This window comes from Microbacterium sp. NPDC055312, from assembly GCF_053645675.1.
In genome coordinates this window covers 315,749-336,787 of the sequence record NZ_JBSHMU010000002.1, presented here as the reverse complement: position 1 = coordinate 336,787, position 21,039 = coordinate 315,749, and the positions used below count along the sequence as shown (strand labels likewise).

The 21,039-nt window shown below is 69.5% G+C and carries 15 protein-coding genes; 10 read left to right on the top strand and 5 right to left on the bottom strand.

Annotated elements, in window-relative coordinates; genetic code table 11:
• Positions 1 to 34 precede the first annotated feature (34 nt).
• The 6 genes from ACWIDW_RS05970 (at position 35) to ACWIDW_RS05945 (ending at position 6,035) form a co-directional block, all read left to right on the top strand.
• Positions 35 to 1,324: a histidine kinase gene (locus tag ACWIDW_RS05970; RefSeq protein WP_454123740.1), complete on the top strand. Its 1,290-nt coding sequence runs from the start codon at positions 35 to 37 to the stop codon at positions 1,322 to 1,324.
• A complete protein-coding gene (locus tag ACWIDW_RS05965) occupies positions 1,321 to 2,097 on the top strand; it encodes a response regulator (protein WP_454123738.1) in 777 nt (258 codons plus the stop codon). The genes ACWIDW_RS05970 and ACWIDW_RS05965 overlap by 4 nt, the downstream gene beginning before the upstream one ends.
• Complete coding sequence (locus tag ACWIDW_RS05960; protein WP_454123736.1) at positions 2,094 to 3,281, top strand: benzoate/H(+) symporter BenE family transporter; 1,188 nt, start codon at positions 2,094 to 2,096, stop codon at positions 3,279 to 3,281. The genes ACWIDW_RS05965 and ACWIDW_RS05960 overlap by 4 nt, the downstream gene beginning before the upstream one ends.
• A gap of 65 nt (positions 3,282 to 3,346) precedes the next feature.
• Complete coding sequence (locus tag ACWIDW_RS05955) at positions 3,347 to 4,237, top strand: ABC transporter ATP-binding protein (RefSeq protein ID WP_454123734.1); 891 nt, start codon at positions 3,347 to 3,349, stop codon at positions 4,235 to 4,237.
• A complete protein-coding gene (locus ACWIDW_RS05950; RefSeq protein WP_454123732.1) occupies positions 4,234 to 5,301 on the top strand; it encodes an ABC transporter permease in 1,068 nt (355 codons plus the stop codon). The genes ACWIDW_RS05955 and ACWIDW_RS05950 overlap by 4 nt, the downstream gene beginning before the upstream one ends.
• A gap of 146 nt (positions 5,302 to 5,447) precedes the next feature.
• A complete protein-coding gene (locus tag ACWIDW_RS05945; protein ID WP_454123730.1) occupies positions 5,448 to 6,035 on the top strand; it encodes a nitroreductase family protein in 588 nt (195 codons plus the stop codon).
• 79 nt (positions 6,036 to 6,114) lie between these two features.
• Here the strand turns inward: ACWIDW_RS05945 and ACWIDW_RS05940 are convergent, their stop codons facing one another.
• The gene (locus ACWIDW_RS05940; RefSeq protein WP_454123728.1) at positions 6,115 to 7,911 is read right to left on the bottom strand and encodes a glycoside hydrolase family 15 protein; all 1,797 of its coding nucleotides are present in this window, start codon (positions 7,909 to 7,911) and stop codon (positions 6,115 to 6,117) included.
• A 76-nt stretch (positions 7,912 to 7,987) separates the two neighbouring features.
• Here ACWIDW_RS05940 and ACWIDW_RS05935 point away from each other — a divergent pair, with 76 nt between their 5' ends.
• On the top strand, positions 7,988 to 9,373 hold the full coding sequence (locus ACWIDW_RS05935) for a glucose-6-phosphate dehydrogenase (RefSeq protein ID WP_454123727.1): 1,386 nt from the start codon (positions 7,988 to 7,990) through the stop codon (positions 9,371 to 9,373).
• A gap of 109 nt (positions 9,374 to 9,482) precedes the next feature.
• Here the strand turns inward: ACWIDW_RS05935 and ACWIDW_RS05930 are convergent, their stop codons facing one another.
• Positions 9,483 to 10,949 carry a nucleobase:cation symporter-2 family protein gene (locus ACWIDW_RS05930; RefSeq protein ID WP_454123726.1) on the bottom strand — a complete coding sequence of 489 codons (1,467 nt, stop codon included), beginning with the start codon at positions 10,947 to 10,949 and terminating at the stop codon, positions 9,483 to 9,485.
• A gap of 250 nt (positions 10,950 to 11,199) precedes the next feature.
• Positions 11,200 to 13,356, bottom strand: coding sequence for an ATP-dependent Clp protease ATP-binding subunit (locus ACWIDW_RS05925; protein ID WP_454123724.1), 2,157 nt, complete (start codon positions 13,354 to 13,356; stop codon positions 11,200 to 11,202).
• 444 nt (positions 13,357 to 13,800) lie between these two features.
• Here ACWIDW_RS05925 and ACWIDW_RS05920 point away from each other — a divergent pair, with 444 nt between their 5' ends.
• From ACWIDW_RS05920 to xdhC, 3 genes are read left to right on the top strand one after another with little or no spacing between them, the layout of a single operon-like run.
• Entirely contained in the window at positions 13,801 to 15,285 is a 1,485-nt protein-coding gene (locus tag ACWIDW_RS05920) for a xanthine dehydrogenase small subunit (RefSeq protein WP_454123722.1), read from the top strand.
• Positions 15,282 to 17,645: a xanthine dehydrogenase molybdopterin binding subunit gene (xdhB, locus tag ACWIDW_RS05915; protein ID WP_454123720.1), complete on the top strand. Its 2,364-nt coding sequence runs from the start codon at positions 15,282 to 15,284 to the stop codon at positions 17,643 to 17,645. Before ACWIDW_RS05920 ends, xdhB begins: the two co-directional genes overlap by 4 nt.
• Before the next feature lies 1 nt (position 17,646).
• Positions 17,647 to 18,468: a xanthine dehydrogenase accessory protein XdhC gene (gene xdhC, locus ACWIDW_RS05910; RefSeq protein WP_454123719.1), complete on the top strand. Its 822-nt coding sequence runs from the start codon at positions 17,647 to 17,649 to the stop codon at positions 18,466 to 18,468.
• A 191-nt stretch (positions 18,469 to 18,659) separates the two neighbouring features.
• On the opposite strand, the gene ACWIDW_RS05905 is transcribed toward xdhC, so the two are convergent.
• Both ACWIDW_RS05905 and ACWIDW_RS05900 read right to left on the bottom strand, forming a co-directional pair.
• Entirely contained in the window at positions 18,660 to 20,258 is a 1,599-nt protein-coding gene (locus ACWIDW_RS05905) for an NCS2 family permease (protein WP_454123718.1), read from the bottom strand.
• A gap of 25 nt (positions 20,259 to 20,283) precedes the next feature.
• On the bottom strand, positions 20,284 to 20,793 hold the full coding sequence (locus tag ACWIDW_RS05900) for a nucleoside deaminase (protein WP_454123717.1): 510 nt from the start codon (positions 20,791 to 20,793) through the stop codon (positions 20,284 to 20,286).
• Positions 20,794 to 21,039 lie beyond the last annotated feature (246 nt).

The following is a 21,039-nucleotide window of genomic DNA, read 5'->3' as shown; positions in this document are numbered from 1 at the left end:
TGCCCGGGCATCCGCTCGTCCGTAAGTTGGAGAGATGCCCGCGCCCGCCGCCTTCACCCGCACCCCGACCGACCGCGATCGGCGGCAGGACCTGCTGCTCGCCGTGGTCATGCTGGTCGGCGCGGTCATCAGCGCCGCCCTGTCGAGCATCTCCGGTCTCTACCGCGACGAGCAGGCACCCCTGTGGTGGGCCCTGCTCGTCGCGGTGGGCGTCTCGGCACCGCTCAGCATGCGCCGTCGGTACCCGGGTCTGGTGGCCGTGATCATCGCGGTGGTCATGTTCACCAGCGTGACCCTGCACATCCCCGAGGTCTACGCCACCAACATCGCCATGTTCATCGCGCTGTACACGGTGGGCGCCTGGATGAACGACCGCCGTCGCGCGTTCCTCGTGCGCGCCGGCATCATCCTCGGCATGTTCGTCTGGCTGATCATCGTGATGTACCGCGATGCGATCAACGAGGCGGACAAGGCCGAGGTCGCCGCCGGCCTGCTCTCGCCGTACGTCGCGTTCATGATGCTGAACCTGCTGGTGAACGTGCTCTACTTCGGCGGCGCCTACTACTTCGGCGAGCGCTCGTGGCATGCGGCCGCGCAGCGCTTCGTGCTCGAGCAGCGCACCGCCGAACTCGAGACCGAGCGTGAGATCACCGCCGCGCAGGCCGTGGCCCTCGACCGGGTGCGCATCGCCCGCGAGCTGCACGACGTCGTCGCCCACCACGTGTCGGTGATGGGCGTGCAGGCCGGTGCGGCTCGGCTGATGATCGACCATGATCCAGACGAGGCGAAGCGGATGCTCGCGGGAGTCGAGCACGCCTCTCGCGAGGCGATCGGCGACTTCCGGCAGCTGCTCGAGACGCTCCGCGACCCGGGCGACGACGGGCAGGACGAGCCCTCGGCGGTCGGGATCGCCGACATCGAGCAGCTCGCGCAGGCCTCAACGGATGCCGGGCTGCCCACCGCCTACACCGAGATCGGCGACCCCGTTCCCGTGTCGTCGACGGTCGGCGTGAATCTGTACCGGATCGCGCAGGAGGCGCTGACCAACGCCCGCCGCCACGCCGGCGCGGGAGCCACCGCCGACGTGCGGCTGCGCTGGAATCCGGATGCCCTGGAGCTGGAGATCGTGAACACCGGCCGCTCCGTCGGAGTGCTGCGGCCGGGGCTCGGGCAGCTGGGCATGCGCGAACGCGCCCTGGCATCCGGGGGCGAGATCGAGCTGCAGCCTCGGCCGCAGGGCGGGTTGCGGGTGCGGGTCGCCGTGCCGATCGCCCCCGCGCCGACCGCACCGGCGGCGTCGTCCGCGCAGGAGGTGACGCGATGATCCGGGTGCTGCTCGTCGACGACCACGCGATGCTGCGTGCGGGCTTCCGCGCGATTCTCAGCACCCAGCCCGACATCGAGGTCGTCGGCGAGGCTTCGACCGGAGCCGAGGGTGTGCGGCTCGCCGCCGAGCTGCAGCCCGACGTCATCACGATGGACGTGCAGATGCCCGACATGGACGGCATCGAGGCGACTCGGCGCATCGTCGCCGACCCCGCCGTCGGCGCGTCGATCGCCATCGTGACGACCTTCGACCGCGACGAGTACCTCTTCCAGGCGCTGGATGCCGGGGCCGGGGGCTTCCTGCTGAAGAACGCCGGGCCTGAAGAGCTGATCACCGCGGTGCGTGCGCTCGCGGCGGGCGAAGGGATCCTCGCGCCCGAGGTGACGCGGCGAGTGCTGTCGAGGTTCTCGATGTCGGGGGGCGGCGCTTCGGCAGGCTCAGCGACCCAAGGGGGGAGCTCAGCGACCCAAGGGGCAGGCTCAGCGACCCAAGGGGCAGGCTCAGCGACCCAAGGGGCAGGCTCAGCGACCCAAGGGGGGAGCTCAGCGGCCCAGGGGGCAGGCTCAGCGGCCCACGGTGTGCTCACCGACCGGGAGTCGGAGGTGCTCGCGCTCATGGCCGACGCCCGCAGCAACGCCGAGATCGCCCGCGAGCTGTTCATCGGCGAGGCGACCGTGAAGACGCACGTGTCGCGGGTGCTGCAGAAGCTCGGCGCCCGCGACCGCGTGCAGGCGATCGTGCTGGCGCACCGCCACGGTCTCACCCGATGACCGCCGCACCGACCGCGGCAGCGACGCCCCGCGCGTCCCGCCCGATCACCGCGGGGATCGTCACCGCCCTGGTCGGCTTCACCAGCTCGTTCGCCGTCGTGCTCACCGGGCTCGACGCGGTCGGAGCAACCCCGGCACAGGCTGCCAGCGGCCTGCTGGCGCTCAGCCTCACGATGGGCGCCGCGTGCATCATCCTCGCCTGGCGCTTGCGTATGCCGATCACGGCGGCCTGGTCGACCCCGGGCGCGGCTCTGCTCGCCGCGGTCAGCGTGGTCGACGGCGGCTGGCCGGCCGCCGTGGGTGCGTTCCTCGTGGTGGCCGCGCTCATCCTGCTCACCGCCCTCGTGCCGCACCTCGGCGCGCTGATCGCGGCGATCCCGCCGTCGATCGCCCAGGCGATGCTCGCGGGGGTCCTGCTGCCACTCTGCCTCGCCCCGATCACCGGGATCGTCGCCAACCCGTGGGGCGTGCTGCCCGTCGTGCTCACGTGGCTCATCGTCACGCGGCTCGCTCCGCGCTGGGCGGTGCCCGCGGCCTTCCTGGCCGCGACGGTGGTCGTGGTGGCCGGCATCACGGCATCCGGAACCGACGTCGACCCGGCGGTGCTGCTGCCCACCCTCGCCTTCACCGCACCCACCTTCACGGTCGGGTCGATCATCGGCGTCGCGCTACCGCTGTTCATCGTGACGATGGCGTCGCAGAACGTGCCAGGCATCGCCGTGATGCGCAGCTTCGGGTACGAGGTGCCGTGGCGACCGGCGATGCTCGTCACCGGGGTCGGCACCGCCCTCGGCGCGACCGCCGGCGGCCACGCGATCAACCTCGCTGCGATCAGCGCCGCCCTCGCCGCGGCGCCCGACGCGGAGCCCGACCCTGCTCGCCGGTGGATCGCCGGGGTCTCGACGGGCGTCTCGTACATCGTGCTCGGCGGCCTGTCGGCCGTCTTCGCGGCGCTGGTGCTGCTGGCGCCCGCCGCGGTCATCCCCGCCGTCGCGGGCCTCGCCCTGTTCGGCGCGTTCGGTTCGGCGGTGCAGCAGGCCATCGACGACCCCGGCGAGCGGATGCCCGCTGTGGTGACGTTCCTCGTCGCGGCATCCGGCGTCGCGCTGCTCGGCATCAGCGCCGCATTCTGGGCCCTCGTCGCCGGCCTGATCGTCCGCGCCTCGCTGCACCTCGGCCGGTAGACGGACGTCGCAGATCCGCCGCAAGGGGGATGCCCGACCGCACCCGTCGTCCCTAGCCTGATGTCATGAGCTATCTCAGACTCGACGGCATCACCAAGAGCTACGGCTCGCGCAAGGTGCTCGACGGCGTCCGGTTCGACGTGGCCCCCGGGCGACTGACCGGTTTCGTCGGCGGCAACGGCGCGGGCAAGACGACCACCATGCGCATCATCCTCGGCGTGCTCGCCTCCGACGGCGGCACCGTGACGCTCGACAGGCGGCCGGCGACCGCCGACGACCGGCAGGGCTTCGGATACATGCCGGAGGAGCGCGGGCTGTACCCGAAGATGAAGGTGCTCGAGCAGGTCGTCTACCTCGGCCGGCTGCACGGCTTCAGCAAGGCCGACGCCACGGCGCGCGGCACCGCGCTGCTCGAAGAGCTCGGGCTCGGTGAACGGCTCGACGAGAAGATCGAGGCCCTGTCACTGGGCAACCAGCAGCGGGCGCAGATCGCCGCGGCGCTCGTGCACGACCCGCAGGTGCTCATCCTCGACGAGCCGTTCTCGGGCCTCGACCCGCTCGCGGTCGACGTGGTCGCCGAGGTGCTGCAGCGTCGCGCCGCGGCAGGGGCCGCCATCCTCTTCTCGTCGCACCAGCTCGACGTCGTCGAGCGGCTGTGCGACGACCTGATCATCATCGCCGGGGGCACGATCCGCGCGGCGGGCTCGCGCGACGAGCTGCGCTCGGCGCACTCGACGCTGCGGTACCAGCTGCACTCCAGCGGCGACGCCGGCTGGCTGCGCACCGAGCCGGGCATCTCGGTGATCGACTTCGAGGGCGGATCGGCACTGTTCGACGTCGACGCTCCCGACACCGCGCAGCGTGTGCTGCGCGAGGCCATCGATCGCGGAGCCGTGTCGAGCTTCGCTCCCCAGCATCCGTCCCTCGCCCAGATCTTCAAGGAGGTCATCTCATGAACAATGCCGTCTGGCTCGTCGCCGAGCGGGAGATCATGGCGAAGCTGCGCAGCCGCGCGTTCGTCATCGCCACCGGCATCCTGCTGCTGATCGCGCTCGCCGGCGTGCTCCTCGGCGGATTCATGAGCAAGGCCCCCAGTGCGGACGCCATCGCCGTCACGCCCGAGACCGCGGCGGTGATCGAGGGGATGCCCGGACTCGAGGCGCACGAGGTGCCCGACCGTGCGGCTGCCGAAGAGCTCGTCTCGAACGACGAGGTGGAAGCCGCCCTCGTTCCCGGCGACCCGGCCGGATTCGGGTACGTGGTGCTCGCGAAGGAGAGCGCGCCGTCCGGTCTCATGATGATGCTGTCGCAGTCGCCCACCGTCGAGGTGCTGCAGCCGGCCGACACCGACCCGCTGCTGCGCTACCTGGTGGCGCTCGGGTTCGGGCTGGTGTTCCTGATCGCCGCATCGACCTTCGGCGGCACCATCGCGCAGAGCGTGGTCGAGGAGAAGCAGACCCGCGTGGTCGAGCTGCTCATCTCGGCGATCCCGACGCGGGCGCTGCTGGCCGGCAAGGTGCTCGGCAACACCGTGCTGGCGATGGGACAGATCATCGCTCTGGCCGTGATCGCGATCGTCGGCCTGATCGTGACGGGGCAGGAGGACGTGCTCAGCGGCATCGGCGCCCCCATCCTCTGGTTCGCCGTCTTCTTCCTGTTCGGATTCGTGCTGCTCGCGTCGCTCTACGCCGCGGCGGCGGCGATGGTGTCGCGTCAGGAGGACATCGGATCGACGACCATGCCGCTGATGATGCTCGTGATGGCGCCGTACTTCCTGGTCATCTTCTTCAACGACAACCCGCTGGTGCTGACGATCATGTCGTACGTGCCGTTCTCGGCTCCGGTCGCGATGCCGGTGCGGATGTTCGTCGGCGAGGCGCAGTGGTGGGAGGGAGCGCTGTCGCTCGTGATCCTCGTGGCGTCGTGCGTCGCGGCGATCGTCGTCGCGGCGAAGATCTACGAGAACTCGCTGCTGCGGATGGGATCGCGGGTCAAGCTCACGGAGGCGCTGCGCGGCTGACACGGCGGCCTCGCCGACCTCGCCGGCCTCGGTCGAGAAACGACTTCGGGTGCAGGGAATATGCATTCGCATGCATGAGTTGGGTTCGATGGACGATGAGGTCCGCAGTCAATCCGTTCTCCCCCACTGAAAGGGCCTCATCGAGCATGAGCACTCCTGTCCTCGACCGCACCGCCCAGACCGAGCACCCGGTGCTCGACGTCCTCGCCGACCGCTGGAGCCCGCGCGCGTACGACGCTGACGCTCCGATCGACGAGGCGAAGCTCGCCTCGGCGCTCGAAGCCGCACGCTGGTCGCCGTCGGCGTACAACTCCCAGCCCTGGCGCTTCATCGTCGCGCGCCGCGGCACCGAGCTGCACAGCGGGGTCGTGTCGACGCTGGTGGAGTTCAACCAGGCCTGGGCCGCGCACGCCGCGGTGCTGCTCGTCGCCATCGCCGAGACGGCGTCTGAAGACGGCACGCCCAACACCCACGCGATCTACGACCTCGGCCAGGCTGTGGCGCACCTGTCGGTGCAGGCGCACTCCGACGGTCTGCACGTGCACCAGATGAGCGGCTTCGACCCCGAGAAGGTGCGCGAGCTCGTCGGCCTCGACGCGCGCTTCGCGCCGACGACCGTGATCGCCGTCGGCGACCTCGGCAGCGCCGAGGGACTGCCCGAAGGCATCCAGCAGGGCGAGACCGCGCCGCGGATGCGCCGTCCGATCGGCGAGACGATCATCGCCAGCGCCTGATCCCGGCTTCCTGTCGAGAGCGCCGTCCCTCCCGAGGGTCGGCGCTCTCGTCGTCAGCGGGGCTCGCGCACGCCGCCGGTCAGCGGGGCCGGCACTCGCTGTCGTTCAGGGCGTCTGCGGCGCGCACCAACGCGAGGTGCGAGAACGCCTGCGGGGTGTTGCCCAGCTGGCGCCCGGCGATCGGGTCGTACTCCTCGGCGAGCATCCCGACGTCATTGGTCAGCGAGCAGAGCCGATCCATCAGCTCGACCGCCTCGTCACGGCGCCCGGTGCTCGCGTACTGCTCGACGAGCCAGAACGAGCACGCGAGGAACGGACTCTCCGCCCCCGCCAGACCGTCGACACCGCTCTGCGTGCGGTACCGGTGCAGCAGACCGTCGTGCATGAGCGTCTTCTCGATGCGGTCGACCGTCGCGAGCATCCGCTTGTCGTCGGGTCGGCAGTAGCCGACCTCCGGAAGCAGCAGCAGCGACGCATCCACCTCGTCGGTGTCGTAGTGCTGCGTGAAGTGCCCGTCGCGGACACCGCGCGAGTCGATCTCGTCTCGGAGCCGGTCGCGCAGCGTCCGCCACGTCTTGACCGCGCCGGGCAGGCCGTGATCCTCGACCGCCCGCACACCGCGGTCGAAAGCCGCCCACATCATCACCCGGGAATGGGTGAACATGCGCGCAGGCCCGCGGATCTCCCAGAGGCCGTGATCCGGATGGTCGATCTGATCGGCCGCGAACCGCAGCAGGCTGCGCTCGAGCGGCCACGAGAAGGCGCTCTCGACCAGGCCCGCCGTGCGCGCGGCCGACAGGGTCACCAGCACTTCGCCCACCACATCGGCCTGGTACTGCGACCACGCGCCGTTGCCGACGCGCACCGGCGACGACCCGGCATAGCCGGGTAGCGCGCCGAGCTCGCGCTCGAACAGATCCCGCTCACCCGCCAGGCCGTACATGATCTGCAGATCCGCCGGATCACCGGCCACCGCGCGCAGCAGCCACTCGCGCCAGCTGTCGGCGAGTCCGAGGAAGCCGTGGTCGAGCAGCGCCTCGAGTGTGAGCGCCGCGTCGCGCAGCCAGACGTAGCGGTAGTCCCAGTTGCGCTCGCCGCCGATCTCCTCGGGCAGCGCCATGGTCGCCGCCGCGGCGATACCCCCGGTCTCGTGATTGGTGAGAGCGCGCAGGATGAGCAGCGACCGCACCACCTTCTCGTGATGAGGTCCAGAGTGCTCGATCGTGTCGGCCCAGCTCTGCCACCACTTCTTCGTCGACCCGAGCACCTCGTCCACGTCGAGCGGGTCCGGCGCCGGACGATGCGACGGGAACCACGCCAGCTGCAGATCGCGCACCTCGTCCGCGGCGACGCGCACCTCGCCGCGGTGCTCGTGATCGGCGGCCGTCAGACGCGCCCCAAGCACCACCAGCGCGTCGGGACCCGCCATGGCGACCAGCTGCGGCTCGTCGTCGGTGCCCATCTGCCGCACCCACGGCATGGCACGGGAGTAGTCGAAGCGGATGCGCAGGCTCTGCGTGAACGTCATCTCCCCGGCGACCCCGACGATGCGGCGCACGACGTCCGTCCGCCGGATCTGCACGCCCGGATCGGGATCGATGGGCATGAAGTCGTGCACTTCAGCGACCGCGTCACCGCTCTGCCAGCGGGTGATCAGCACGAAGGTGTCGCGATCGTAATGACGGGTGGCCGTGGCATCCGGATCGTCGGGACGCAGCATCCACCGCCCGTGCGATTCGTCGCCCAGCAGGGCGGCGAAGGTGCTGGGCGAGTCGAGTCGCGGCAGGCACAGCCAGTCGATGCTGCCCTCTCGCGACACGAGTGCCGCTGTACGGCAGTTGCTGAGCAGGGCGTAATCCTCGATCGGCGTCACCACATCCGCAGTCTGGCATCGCCGCCCGACCGGCTCCACCCCCCTTGCGCGCGGTTCGGCGGCGACTACCCTCAGTGCCATGTCGACGACCAGAACACTCTTCATCCTCGGCGCGACCGGCGATCTCACCTCGCGCCTGCTGCTGCCCTCGCTCGCGTCTCTGCTCGGCAAGGAGCACAAGCGGCGGGTGACCCTGCGCGGGTCGGGCACCGAGAAGGGGGATGCCGAGACCTGGCGCGCCACGGTCGAGAAGGCGTTCTCCGACTCGCCCCGGGCACTGGATCACGTCGCCATCGCCGACTACATCCAGGCCGATGTGACCGATGCGTCGGCCGTGGCATCGCTCGTCGACACCCTCGACCCGCATACCGTGCTCTACTTCGCCCTGCCCCCGGCAGTCACCGCCGCCGCGATCGATGCGATGACCGGCCTGACGCTGCCCGAGGGCACGGTGCTCGCGATGGAGAAGCCGTTCGGGCAGGACGAGGCGACCGCCCGCGAGCTGAACGAGAAGCTGCTCGCCCTGGTTCCCGAGAAGCAGATCTTCCGCGTCGACCACTTCCTCGGCCGGTCCACCCTGCTCAACCTGCTCGGCGTGCGGCTGGCCAACCGCATCTGGGAGCCGGTGTGGTCTGCCGAGCACATCCAGGAGGTGCTGATCCGGTTCGATGAATCCGTCGCCCTCGAGGGACGCGCCCGCTACTACGACAGGGCCGGCGCGATGATCGACATGATCCAGAGCCACCTGCTGCAGGTGCTCGCCCTGCTCGCGATGGACCCGCCCGCCACACTCGGCGAGCGCGATCTGCGCGATGCGAAGGCGGAGGTGCTGCGCGCCACGCACGTGATGCACGACGATCCGGCTCGCTTCTCACGGCGCGCGCAGTACACCGCCGGCGTGCAGCAGCTCGCCGACGGGGGCTCGCGTGAGCTGCCGTCCTACCGCGACGAGGAGGGAGTCGACGACTCGCGACAGACCGAGACGCTCGCCGAGGTCGTCTTCGAGGTGGCCAGCGATCGCTGGGCCGGGGTGCCGTTCACTCTGCGCTCGGGCAAGGCACTCGAGCGCAAGCGCTCGGAGATCATCGTGACGTTCAAGCCGGTGCGGCACGTGCCGCCGGGGCTGAACGGCACACCGGCCGACGGCGGGCGCCTCACGTTCTCGCTCGGTCCGGACGAGATGCACCTGCGGCTGCACATGACGGGCGGCGATGACCCGTTCGCCCTGCGCGACGAAGATCTCGTCGCGGAGCTGGGCGCCGGGCAGCAGCGCTCGTACGAGGAGGTGCTCGACGAGCTGCTCGACGGCGATGTCGCCCTGTCGGTGCGGGCGGATGAGGCCGAGCAGTGCTGGCGGATCATCCAGCCGGTGCGGGATGCCTGGGCTCGCGGCGAGACGCCGCTCGACGAGTACCCCGCCGGCTCCACCGGCCCGTCAGGCTGGCAGACCTCGACGCACGACTGAACTGCGCTGCAGAACGCCGCGAGACTTCACTTCCAGCATGAGACCGGGCGCGCGTGCGCAGGTCTCGTGCCGGAGGTGAAGTCTCGCGGGGATGTCAGGATGTCGAGTGTCAGTGCTCCGGCGCCCGCACGGGAACTTCCTGGCCCTCACGGTCGACGATCTTGCCGTCGACGACGGAGTCGCCGTCCTCGAGCGCGTCAAGGTACTGCACCGGGATGCTGCGCGTGGGCGCCGCGGCCAGGGTGCTGGCCCCCTTCGAGCGGCGAGCGCCGACGTGGTTGAACAGCAGGTTGAGGAAGATCGCGGCGACCGCCGCCGAGCTGATGCCGGAGTGGAAGATCGTGTTGAACCAGTCGGGCATCTGGTCGTAGATCGTGGGCGCGGCGATCGGCAGCATGCCGATGCCGAGCGACGACGCCACGATGATGAGATTCATGTTGCCGCGGTAGTCGACCTTGGCCAGGGTGCGGATGCCGGATGCGGCGACCGAGCCGAACAGCACGATGCCCGCGCCACCCAGCACCGGCGAGGGGATCTCGCCGACCACGCGGCCCAGCACCGGCAGCAGACCGAGGACGACGAGCACCACACCACCGGCGGTGACGACGAAGCGGCTCTTCACACCCGTGATGGCGACCAGACCGACGTTCTGCGCGAACGCCGACTGGGTGAAGGTGCCGAACACGGGCGAGACGGCGCTGGAGAGCATGTCGGCGCGCAGTCCGTCGGCGATGCGCTTCTTGTCGACCTTGGTGCCCACGATCTCGCCCACGGCGAGGATGTCGGCGGTGGTCTCGGTGAGGGTCACGAGGATCACGATGAACATCGAGATGATCGCGGCGACCTCGAACGTCGGCCAGCCGAACGCGAACGGGGTCGGGAAGGCGAAGATGGCACCCTCGCCGACCTGCGAGAAGTCGACGCGTCCGAGGAAGGCGGCGAAGATCGTGCCGGCGACGATGGCGAGCAGGATCGACAGGCGCGAGACGGCCCCGACCGGCACCTTGCTGAGGATCAGCACGAACAGCAGCGTGACGAACGCCAGCAGCAGGTTCTCGGGCGCGCCGAAGTCGGCGGCGTCGGAGTTGCCGCCCATCGCCCAGCGGGCGGCGACCGGCAGCAGGGTGAGGCCGATGGTCGTGATCACGACACCGGTGACGACCGGCGGGAAGAACCGGATCACCATCGCGAAGACCGGGGCGATCAGCAGGCCGATGACGGATGCCGCTATCACCGATCCGAACACCGACGGCAGCCCGCCGCCGTTCGTCACGATCGCGCCCATCGTCGCGACGCCGGCGAACGACACGCCCTGCACGAGCGGCAGCTGCGAGCCGAAGAACGGGATGCCGACGGTCTGCAGGATGGTGGCCAGACCGCCCATGAACAGGCACGACGCGATGAGCACGCCGATCTCGGCGGGGCTCAGGCCCGCGATCTGCCCGATGATCAGCGGCGGGGCGATGATGCCGCCGTACATCGTGAGCACATGCTGGAGCCCGTACCCGAAGGTGGCTCCGATGGACAGGCGCTCGTCTTCGGGGCGGAGGGTTGCCTGTGTCTTCTGTTTCGTCATGTCGACCTCTTCGTCGTGTCGGGCTGATTCGGTTATCAGGTGTCGGATGGTGTCTGATCAGCGATGCCGCACGAGCAGCGAGTCACACACGCACCCTCAGATAGGTCAGCACGTTTTCCGAGCATCGAAGACACTCTTTCACGTTGTGAAATCCTCTCGTCACCGCGAACGTGAGAAACCACACCCCGCAAGAGAAACCCGCTCAGACGTGGTTTCTCTTGCGGAATGCGGTTTCTCGGCGGGATGGCGGTCAGGTGTCGGCTCTGTCCGCCGTGAGCGTCAGGCCGCTTCCGTCGGCCGCGACCTCGACCCGCACCGTGTCGCCGTCGCGCACGCCGCCCGAGAGCAGCGCTGTCGCGAGGCGGTTCTGCACCTCGGTCTGGATGAGCCGGCGCAGCGGGCGCGCGCCGAACACCGGGTCGTAGCCGCGCTCGGCCAGCCAGGCCCTGGCATCCGGAGTCACCGCCAGCGTGAGCCGGCGATCGGAGAGCCGACGCTGCAGGCCGTCGACCGCGAGCTCGACGATCTGCGCGAGATCGTCGTGCGAGAGCGCCGAGAACATGACGATGTCGTCGAGACGGTTCAGGAACTCGGGGCGGAACGACTGCCGCACGAGCGTCATCACCGCCTCGCGCTTCTCGTCTGCCGACATCACCGGATCGATGAGGATCGGCGAGCCGATGTTCGAGGTGAGGATGAGGATGACGTTCGAGAAGTCGACCGTGCGCCCCTGCCCATCGGTCAGGCGCCCGTCGTCGAGCACCTGCAGCAGCACGTCGAACACCTCGGGATGCGCCTTCTCGACCTCATCGAGCAGCACCACGCTGTAGGGGCGCCGGCGCACGGCCTCGGTCAGCTGGCCGCCCTGCTCGTAGCCGACGTAGCCGGGAGGGGCGCCGACCAGACGCGAGACCGAGTGCTTCTCGCCGTACTCGCTCATGTCGATGCGCACCATCGCGTGCTCGTCGTCGAACAGGAACGCGGCGAGCGCCTTGGCCAGCTCGGTCTTGCCGACACCGGTCGGGCCGAGGAACAGGAACGATCCGGTCGGGCGGCCGGGATCGCTGATGCCGGCGCGCGAGCGCCGCACGGCATCCGACACCGCCTTGACCGCGTCCTTCTGACCGATCAGACGGCGACCGAGTTCGCTCTCGAGATGCAGCAGCTTCTCGCTCTCGCCCTGCAGCAGACGGCCGACCGGGATGCCGGTCCACGCGGCGATCACCGCCGCGATGTCCTCTTCGGTGACCTGCTCGTTGACCATGCGGCCCTCGTCCGACACGGCCTGCTCGGCCTGCTCGGCCTCGGCGATCTCGGCGTTCAGACGGCGAATGGTCTCGTACTCGAGCTTGGACGCCTTCGTGTAGTCGCCCTCGCGCATCGCCAGGTCGCGCTGCGTCGTCGCCTCGTCGAGTTTCTTCTTCAGCTCGCCGACGCGGTTCAGACCCTGACGCTCGCGCGCCCAGCGCGCTTCGAGCTCGCCGAGCTGGCTCTCGAGGCCGGCCATCTGCTCGCGCAGCGCGGCCAGCCGCTCCTTCGACGCGGGGTCCTTCTCCTTCTTCAGGGCGAGCTCTTCCAGCCTCATCCGGTCGACCTGGCGCTTGAGCTCGTCGATCTCGACGGGCGACGAGTCGATCTCCATCTTCAGCCGCGACATGGCCTCGTCGATCAGGTCGATCGCCTTGTCGGGCAGCTGCCGGCTGGGCAGGTAGCGGTTCGACAGGGCGGCGGATGCCACGAGCGCGGTGTCCGAGATCGTGACCCCGTGGTGCGCTTCGTACCGCCCCTTGAGTCCGCGCAGGATCGCGACCGTGTCCTCCACGCTCGGCTCGCCGACGTACACCTGCTGGAAGCGGCGCTCGAGCGCGGCATCCTTCTCGATGAACTCGCGGTACTCGTTGAGGGTGGTGGCGCCGATCATGCGCAGCTCGCCGCGGGCGAGCATGGGCTTGAGCATGTTGGATGCCGCGACCGACCCCTCGCCGCCGCCCGCGCCCATGAGCACGTGCAGCTCGTCGATGAAGGTGATGACCTTGCCGTCGGACTCGGTGATCTCCTTCAGCACGCTCTTGAGGCGCTCCTCGAACTGGCCGCGGTACATGGCACCCGCGACGAGCGCGGAGATGTCGAGCGAGACGAGTTCTTTGTCCTTGAGCGACTCGGCGACGTCTCCTGCGACGATGCGCTGCGCGAGCCCCTCGACGACGGCGGTCTTGCCGACGCCGGGCTCGCCGATGAGCACGGGGTTGTTCTTCGTGCGCCGGGTCAGCACCTGGCTCACACGACGGATCTCGCTGTCGCGGCCGATCACCGGATCGAGCTTGCCCTGACGGGCGCGATCCGTGAGGTTGATGCCGAACTGCTCGAGGGCGCTCTGCTGCTCTTCAGACTGTGCCTGGTTGGACATTCGTTCCTCCTGGAGGGAGACTCATTCAAACTTGAGTTGTGTCGACTCAAGTTTACGTGCAGGACTGGCGAAGGGCAAGCCGCCTGCCTTGACCGAAGCCGAAGCGGCGGATTACACTGACCGACACCATGAGGATTCTCCTCAACTCAGCGCAGAGAGGGGCCGCGATGCTGCAGTACGTTCACGTTCACGCCACCGCCCCCGTTGAGAGTTCCACCGCGTGGGGGAACTGGTACGCCCACGGCGCCTGAGCAGCCGCCCACGGAATCGCGCTTCACACCGATTCCGAGGTTTCGTCGACGGCTCGCCTGAGATCAGCGCGACCACGCACGACGTCGATGCGATCGCCGGACGCGATCGCGGCGGCGCTCACCCTCGGAATCCCCGCCGGCACGCACGCAGCGTGCGCCAGACGCCGCCGCGTCACACCCGAGGAGAGACACAATGACTGACATCACGGTCACCGTGAACGGGCACAGCCGCCCGCTCGACGGTGTCGCCACCCACACCACCGCGCTGGACTGGCTGCGCGACGGCGGGCTGCCCGGCAGCAAGGAGGGCTGCGCCGAAGGCGAGTGCGGCGCCTGCGCCATGATGGTCGCCACCCCCGACGACGACGGCACCACCCGCTGGACGCCGGTCAACGCGTGCCTCGTGCCGGTCTACGCGCTCGACGGACAGGAGATCGTGACCGCCGAGGGGCTCGGCGGGGTCGAGAACCTGCATCCGGTGCAGCAGAAGCTCGCCGAGGCCGGCGGCTCGCAGTGCGGCTACTGCACTCCGGGATTCGCGTGCAGCATGGCCGCGGAGTACTACCGCCCGGAGCGCGGCGACGGCTGCCCCGCTCACGACGGCGAGCAGCAGTACGGCGAAGGACCCGACGACGACGGCCTCGAGGCCGGCCCCAACGGGTTCGATCTGCATGCCCTCAGCGGCAACCTGTGCCGCTGCACCGGGTACCGCCCCATTCGCGACGCGGCGTACTCGCTCGGCTCTCCCGAGCAGGATGATCCGCTGCAGCAGCGCCTGGCGCAGCCCGCGCCCGCATCCGTCGCGACGGATGCCGAAGTCGCGGGCGCGCGCTTCGTCCGCCCGGCCACCCTCGCCGAGGCCCTGCGTCTGCTGCGCGACGAGCCGGATGCCCTGATCGTCGCCGGGTCGACGGATTGGGGTGTCGAGGTCAACCTCCGCGGTCGCCGCGCCTCCTTCGTCGTCACGATCGACCAGCTCGACGAGCTGCGCGCACTCACCGTGACCGACGAGATGATCGAGATCGGCGCGGCTCTGCCGCTGTCCGACATCGAACGCCGTCTCGACGGCCGCGTGCCGCTGCTCGCCAAGCTGTTCCCGCAGTTCGCGTCCCGCCTCATCCGCAACCGCGGCACCATCGGCGGCAACCTCGGCACCGGCTCGCCGATCGGCGACACCCCGCCGGCGCTGCTCGCCCTGGACGCGAGGCTGGTGCTGGCATCCGCCGACGGCGAGCGCGAGGTGCCGCTGGCCGAGTACTTCACCGGCTACCGGCAGACCGTGCGCGCGAAGGACGAGCTGATCACCGCGGTGCGCATCCCGTTGCCGCTCGCGGAGTACACCGCGTTCCACAAGATCTCCAAGCGCCGCTTCGACGACATCTCGTCGGTCGCGCTCGGCTTCGCGTTCGACATCACGGGCGGCACGGTCACCTCCGCCCGTATCGGCCTGGGCGGCGTCGCCGCCACCCCGCTGCGCGCCACCGCCACCGAGGAGGCGCTGATCGGCAAGCCGTGGAACATCGCCACGATCAAGGCGGCGTCCGCGGTGCTGCAGTCCGAGGGCACCCCGATGTCCGACCACCGCGCCAGCGGCGACTACCGCGCGCACATGCTGGGCTCCGCCCTGCTGAAGTTCTACAGCCAGACCGTCATCCAGTCGAAGGAGGTGTCGGCATGAGTGCTCTCGCCGACCGCCCGGAGAACCCCGTCGTCGGACAGAGCGCGGTGCACGAGAGTGCGGCGCTGCACGTGACCGGAGCGGCGATGTACACCGACGACATCGCCACACTGACCCACGGTGCGCTCACCGCCTGGCCGGTGCAGTCCACCAGCGCGCACGCGCGCGTGAGCATCGACGTCTCGGGAGCCTACGACGTGCCCGGCGTCGTGCGCGTGCTCACCGCCGACGACGTGCCGGGCCTGAACGACGCCGGCATCCGCAACGACGAGCCGCTCTTCCCGAGCGAGGCGATGTTCTACGGGCACGCGCTGGTGTGGGTGCTCGGCGAGACGACCGAGGCCGCGCGCCTCGGGGCCGAACGGGTGAAGGTCGAGTACGACGAGCTCCCGTCGCTGATCACGGTGCACGACGCCATCGAGGCCGGATCGTTCATGGGCACGCCGCGCACGGTGGCCCGCGGCGACGCGGCTGCGGGTCTCGCCGCATCGGCGCACGTCTTCGAAGGCGTCACCGAGTTCGCCGGTCAAGAGCACTTCTACCTCGAGACGCACGCGTCGTTCGCCGTGCGCGACTCCGAGGGGCAGTACTTCATCCAGTGCTCCACCCAGCATCCGACCGAGACGCAGGACCTGGTCTCGCACGTGCTGGGCATCCCCGCCAACGAGATCACCGTGCAGTGCCTGCGCATGGGCGGCGGCTTCGGCGGCAAGGAGATGCAGCCGCACGGCTTCGCCGCCATCGCGGCGCTCGGCGCGAAGCTCACCGGCCGTCCGGTGCGCGTGCGCCTGAACCGCACGCAGGATCTCACGATGACCGGCAAGCGGCATCCGTTCCACATCAGCTGGAAGGTCGGCCTCGACGAGGACGGCATGCTGCAGGCACTCGACGCTGTGCTCACCGCCGACGGAGGCTGGTCGATCGACCTGTCCGAGCCCGTGCTCGGCCGTGCGCTGTGCCACCTCGACAATGCCTACTGGATCCCGAACGTGCATGCCTACGGGCAGATCGCGAAGACCAACAAGCAGTCGAACACCGCGTACCGCGGCTTCGGCGGACCGCAGGGTGTGTTCCTCATCGAGGACATCCTCGGCCGGGTCGCCCCGTCGCTCGGCATCGATCCGCTCGAGCTGCGTCGCCGCAACTTCTATCAGCCGGGTCAGAGCACCCCGTACGGCCAGCCGGTGAAGGATGCCGAGCGGATGCCGACCATCTGGGATCAGCTCGCCGACGAGGCGTCGATCGCGCAGCGGCGGGCCGAGATCGACGCGTTCAACGCCGCGAACCCCGACGTGAAGCGCGCCATCTCGATGACGCCGATCAAGTTCGGCATCTCGTTCAACTTCGCCGCGTTCAACCAGGCCGGCGCGCTCGTGCACGTCTACAAGGACGGCTCAGTGCTGGTCAACCACGGCGGCACCGAGATGGGCCAGGGCCTGCACACCAAGATGCTGCAGATCGCGGCCACGGCGCTGGGTCTCGAGCTGCACCAGGTGCGCCTCGCCCCCACGCGCACCGACAAGGTGCCGAACACGTCGGCCACGGCCGCGTCGTCGGGAGCGGACCTGAACGGCGGGGCCGTGAAGAACGCGTGCGAACAGATCCGCGAGCGCATGGCCGCCGTCGCCGGGCGCCTGCTCGGCGTAGACGAGCGCGACGTGCGCTTCGCCGGCGGCTACGTGACCGGGCTCGGCAAGTCCGAGAGGCTGACCTTCGCCGAGGTCGCGAAGGCGGCGTACTTCCAGCGCGTGCAGCTGTTCGCGGCGGGCTACTACCGCACGGCCGGCCTGCACTGGAACCCCGAGACCATGCACGGCTCGCCGTTCAAGTACTTCGCGTACGGCGCGGCGGCGACCGAGGTCGAGATCGATCGCTTCACCGGCGCGTACCGCATCCGCCGCGTCGACATCGTGCACGACGTGGGCGACTCGCTCTCGCCGATGCTCGACATCGGCCAGATCGAGGGTGCGTACGTGCAGGGCATGGGCTGGCTGACACTCGAGGACCTGCGGTGGGATGTCACCGACGGCCCGCACCGCGGCCGCCTGCAGACCCAGTCGGCGTCGACCTACAAGCTGCCGAGCTTCTCGGAGATGCCCGAGGAGTTCGCCGTCCGACTGTTCCAGAACGCCCGTGAGGACGGCGCGGTCTACGGTTCGAAGGCCGTGGGCGAGCCGCCGTTCATGCTCGCGTTCAGCGCCCGCGAGGCGCTGCGCGATGCGGTCGCGGCCTTCGGCCCGGCCGGGCACTCGGTCGATCTGGCCTCGCCGGCGACGCCGGAGGCGGTGTACTGGGCGGTCGAGGCCGCCCGCGCGGCGCACGGCGCGGCGGAGCCTGCACCCGAGCTCGCAGCGGTCTGACATGGTCGACTGGCTGGATGCCCTGCAGGCGCTGCGCGAGAGCCGCACACCCGCGGTGATCGTGACGCTGGCGATGGTGCGCGGACACGCGCCCCGCAACGGCGGCGCGAAGATGGTCATCTCGCCCAGTGATCGGTTCGGCACGATCGGTGGCGGGAACCTCGAGGCGACCGCCACCGATCGCGCCCGCGAGATGCTCGCCTCGGGCACGGCCGAGCCCCAGCTGCTGACGCTGACGCTGAGCGACAAGGCGACGACCGAGTACGGCGTGCAGTGCTGCGGAGGAGAGGTGACGATCATGCTCGAACCTGTTCGCGTGGTGCCGTCGGTGGCCGTGTTCGGCATGGGGCACGTGGGCCTGGAGCTCGCGCGCATCCTGTCGCGGCACGAGCTGTCGCTGCATCTCGTCGACTCCCGCGCCGAGATGCTCGACCCGGCCCGTCTCGCGCCGGCCACGACCGACGCCGTGGCGGGCATCCAGCCGCATCACGCGCCGGTTCCCGAGTCGGCCCTGCTGGACATCCCGGCCGGGGCCCATGTGCTCGTGATGACGCACGACCACGTCGAGGATCTCGCGATCGTCGACCAGTCGCTGCGCACACCCGGGCTCGGGTCCATCGGCCTGATCGGCTCAGCGTCGAAGTGGGCGAGGTTCCGCAAGAAGCTCCGCGAGCTCGGTCACACCGACGACGAGTTCGCCCGTGTGACCACTCCCATCGGCGTCCCCGAGGTGGCGGGCAAGCAGCCCGCCGTCATCGCGGTGAGCGTTGCCGCGCGCATCCTGCAGCTCATCGAGGAGGCGGCGCCGCTGCCGGCGGAATGACATTCCACGGAATTCCGGAATGCGTGCAACGCATTCCGGAATTCCGCAATGCGACAATTCGGAGAAAGAATAATCCGCCCTGCACAGGAATGGCGCGGGGCACCCTTTCCCACGCACTCGAAAAGCACCCCGCGCACACAGAAAGGCCCCGATCCTCGAAGCGAGAATCGGGGCCTTTTCGGCTGCGGCACTCAGCCTGCGAGCATCGCCTCGATCGGACCGCGCACGAAATACAGCGCGAAGCCGGCGGCGACGATCCACATCAGCCAGTGCACCTTGCGGGCACGACCGGAGAAGGCGTTCACGAGCGCCCACGAGATGAAGCCCACCCCGATGCCGTTCGCGATCGAGTAGGTCAGCGGCATGGTCACGATGGTGAGGAACGCCGGCAGCGCCACCGCGAACTTCGTGAACTTGATCTCGCGGATCTGCGACATCATCATCGCGCCGACGATGACGAGGGCCGCCGAGCCCACCTCGATCGGCACCACGAGGGTGAGCGGAGTGACGAACATCGACAGCAGGAACAGCACGCCGACGACGAGCGAGGCGAGGCCCGTTCGGGCGCCCTCGCCGATTCCCGAGGCGCTGTCGACGTACACGGTGTTCGACGACGTAGAGGTAACGCCGCCCGCCACGGCGCCGAAGCCCTCGACGACGAACGCCGAACGCAGACGCGGGAAGGTGCCGTCCTTGTAGGCGAGCCCGGCGTTCTTCGCGAGGCCGGTCATCGTGCCCATCGCGTCGAAGAAGTTCGAGAAGACGAGCGTGAACACGAGCATCGTGGCCGAGAGCATGCCCACGCGGCCGAAGGCGCCGAACAGGTCGAACTGGCCGATCAGACCGAAGTCGGGGATCGTGATCCACGCGGCCGGCAGCTCGGGGATGGTCATGTGCCAGCCGTTCGGGTCCTCGAAGGAGGGCCCGAGCTTCAGCACCGACTGCGCGATCAGCGCCACCACGGTGCTGATCACGATGCCGATGAGGATGCCACCGGGCACCTTGCGCGCGACCAGGATGCCGATGAGCACCAGGCCGAACACGAAGATCAGCGTGGGCACCGAGGTGATCGATCCGTTGTCGCCGAGCTGCACGGGCGGGCCGCCCGGGGTGCGGTTGACGAAGCCCGAGTCGACGAAGCCGATGAAGGCGATGAACAGGCCGATTCCGACGGTGATCGCCGCCTTCAGCGCCTGCGGCACCGCCCGGAAGATGGCGGTGCGGATGCCGGTGGCACCGAAGAGCACGATCAGCAGGCCGTTGATCACGACCAGGCCCATCGCCTCGGGCCAGGTGACCTGGCCGACGACCGAGACGGCGAGGAACGAGTTGATGCCGAGGCCCGCCGCGAGGGCGAACGGCAGCTTCGCGAACACGCCGAACAGGATCGTCATCACGCCGGCGGTGAGGCCCGTCGCGGCGCCGATCTGAGCGGCATCCAGCGCCCCGCCGGAGACGTCGGTGACGCCGCCGAGGATCAGCGGGTTGAGGATGACGATGTACGCCATCGTCACGAAGGTGACCACGCCGCCGCGGATCTCGCGTGCGACGGTCGACCCGCGTCGGGTGATCTCGAAGAACCGGTCGAAGGCGTTCTTGGGTGTGGCGTCGACGGTCGTCGTCGCCCCGGTCGCGAGGGGCGGCAGCTGCGCGTCGCCCCGGGCGAAGTGCCCGGCGGCGTCGTTGCCGACGACCCCTGTGGTGGATGTGTCGGCTGCGGCGGTCGGGTCAGCCGGAGTGGATCCGTCGGCCTCGGATGGGCGCGCGGAAGGAGGGAGAGGTGAAGACATCATCGGCTCCGAAAAGGGTCGGGGGTCAGTATTCGATGCGAGTGGGCGTGCTGCTCCACTCGGCGAAGGGGGCGACGCGCTGCGCGGGCGGCAGCGCGATGTCGGTCACGGGCATGACGGCCCGGTCGGCCTCGTCGCCCTCGAAGTAGCGGTAGAACGCCGCATCGTCGAAGCCGGCGTCGGCGGCGTCGTTGCGGTCGGCGGCGAAGTACACCCGCTCGATGCGCGCCCACAGCGACGTGGCCAGGCACATCGGGCAGGGCTCGCAGCTCGTGTAGAGCGTCGCACCCGACAGGTCGAAGGTTCCGAGCCCGCGGCACGCGTTGCGGATCGCCGTGACCTCGGCGTGCGCCGAGGGATCGAGATCGGCGGTGACCCGGTTGACGCCCTCGAAGACCTGGCCATCGGCTGTGACGACCACGGCGCCGAACGGTCCGCCCTGGTTGCGGACGTTGTCGACGGCGATCCGCACGGCCTCGGCCAGGTACTCGGCGGGACCGGGGGACGTCTGGTCAGTCGATTCGGATATGGGCATAGCACTGCTGTTCATACGAGAGCTTCCTTGCTGACGTAGCAGTGATACGGCTTATCGAGGCGGACCCGGGTGAGATCGTTCTGCGAGATATACGTCGAACCGCTGACTGTTCAATTGAGCCACTTGTCGGATATGCGGCTGTTTTGACAATAGCAACATCGCCTCCCGGCGTCCAGAGAATTCCGACACCCATTTCCACCCTCGACGGAAAAGACGCGCGAGCGACAATGGATACGCACTCGGGCG

Coding starts and splice junctions, on each gene's coding strand:
- ACWIDW_RS05970 (WP_454123740.1), top strand. CDS start 35: ATGCCCGCGCCCGCCGCCTTCACCCGCACCCCGACCGACCGCGATCGG.
- ACWIDW_RS05900 (WP_454123717.1), bottom strand. CDS start 20,793: ATGCCCATATCCGAATCGACTGACCAGACGTCCCCCGGTCCCGCCGAG.
- ACWIDW_RS05950 (WP_454123732.1), top strand. CDS start 4,234: ATGAACAATGCCGTCTGGCTCGTCGCCGAGCGGGAGATCATGGCGAAG.
- ACWIDW_RS05965 (WP_454123738.1), top strand. CDS start 1,321: ATGATCCGGGTGCTGCTCGTCGACGACCACGCGATGCTGCGTGCGGGC.
- ACWIDW_RS05920 (WP_454123722.1), top strand. CDS start 13,801: ATGACTGACATCACGGTCACCGTGAACGGGCACAGCCGCCCGCTCGAC.
- ACWIDW_RS05935 (WP_454123727.1), top strand. CDS start 7,988: ATGTCGACGACCAGAACACTCTTCATCCTCGGCGCGACCGGCGATCTC.
- ACWIDW_RS05930 (WP_454123726.1), bottom strand. CDS start 10,949: ATGACGAAACAGAAGACACAGGCAACCCTCCGCCCCGAAGACGAGCGC.
- ACWIDW_RS05960 (WP_454123736.1), top strand. CDS start 2,094: ATGACCGCCGCACCGACCGCGGCAGCGACGCCCCGCGCGTCCCGCCCG.
- xdhC (WP_454123719.1), top strand. CDS start 17,647: ATGGTCGACTGGCTGGATGCCCTGCAGGCGCTGCGCGAGAGCCGCACA.
- ACWIDW_RS05945 (WP_454123730.1), top strand. CDS start 5,448: ATGAGCACTCCTGTCCTCGACCGCACCGCCCAGACCGAGCACCCGGTG.
- ACWIDW_RS05925 (WP_454123724.1), bottom strand. CDS start 13,356: ATGTCCAACCAGGCACAGTCTGAAGAGCAGCAGAGCGCCCTCGAGCAG.
- ACWIDW_RS05955 (WP_454123734.1), top strand. CDS start 3,347: ATGAGCTATCTCAGACTCGACGGCATCACCAAGAGCTACGGCTCGCGC.
- xdhB (WP_454123720.1), top strand. CDS start 15,282: ATGAGTGCTCTCGCCGACCGCCCGGAGAACCCCGTCGTCGGACAGAGC.
- ACWIDW_RS05905 (WP_454123718.1), bottom strand. CDS start 20,258: ATGTCTTCACCTCTCCCTCCTTCCGCGCGCCCATCCGAGGCCGACGGA.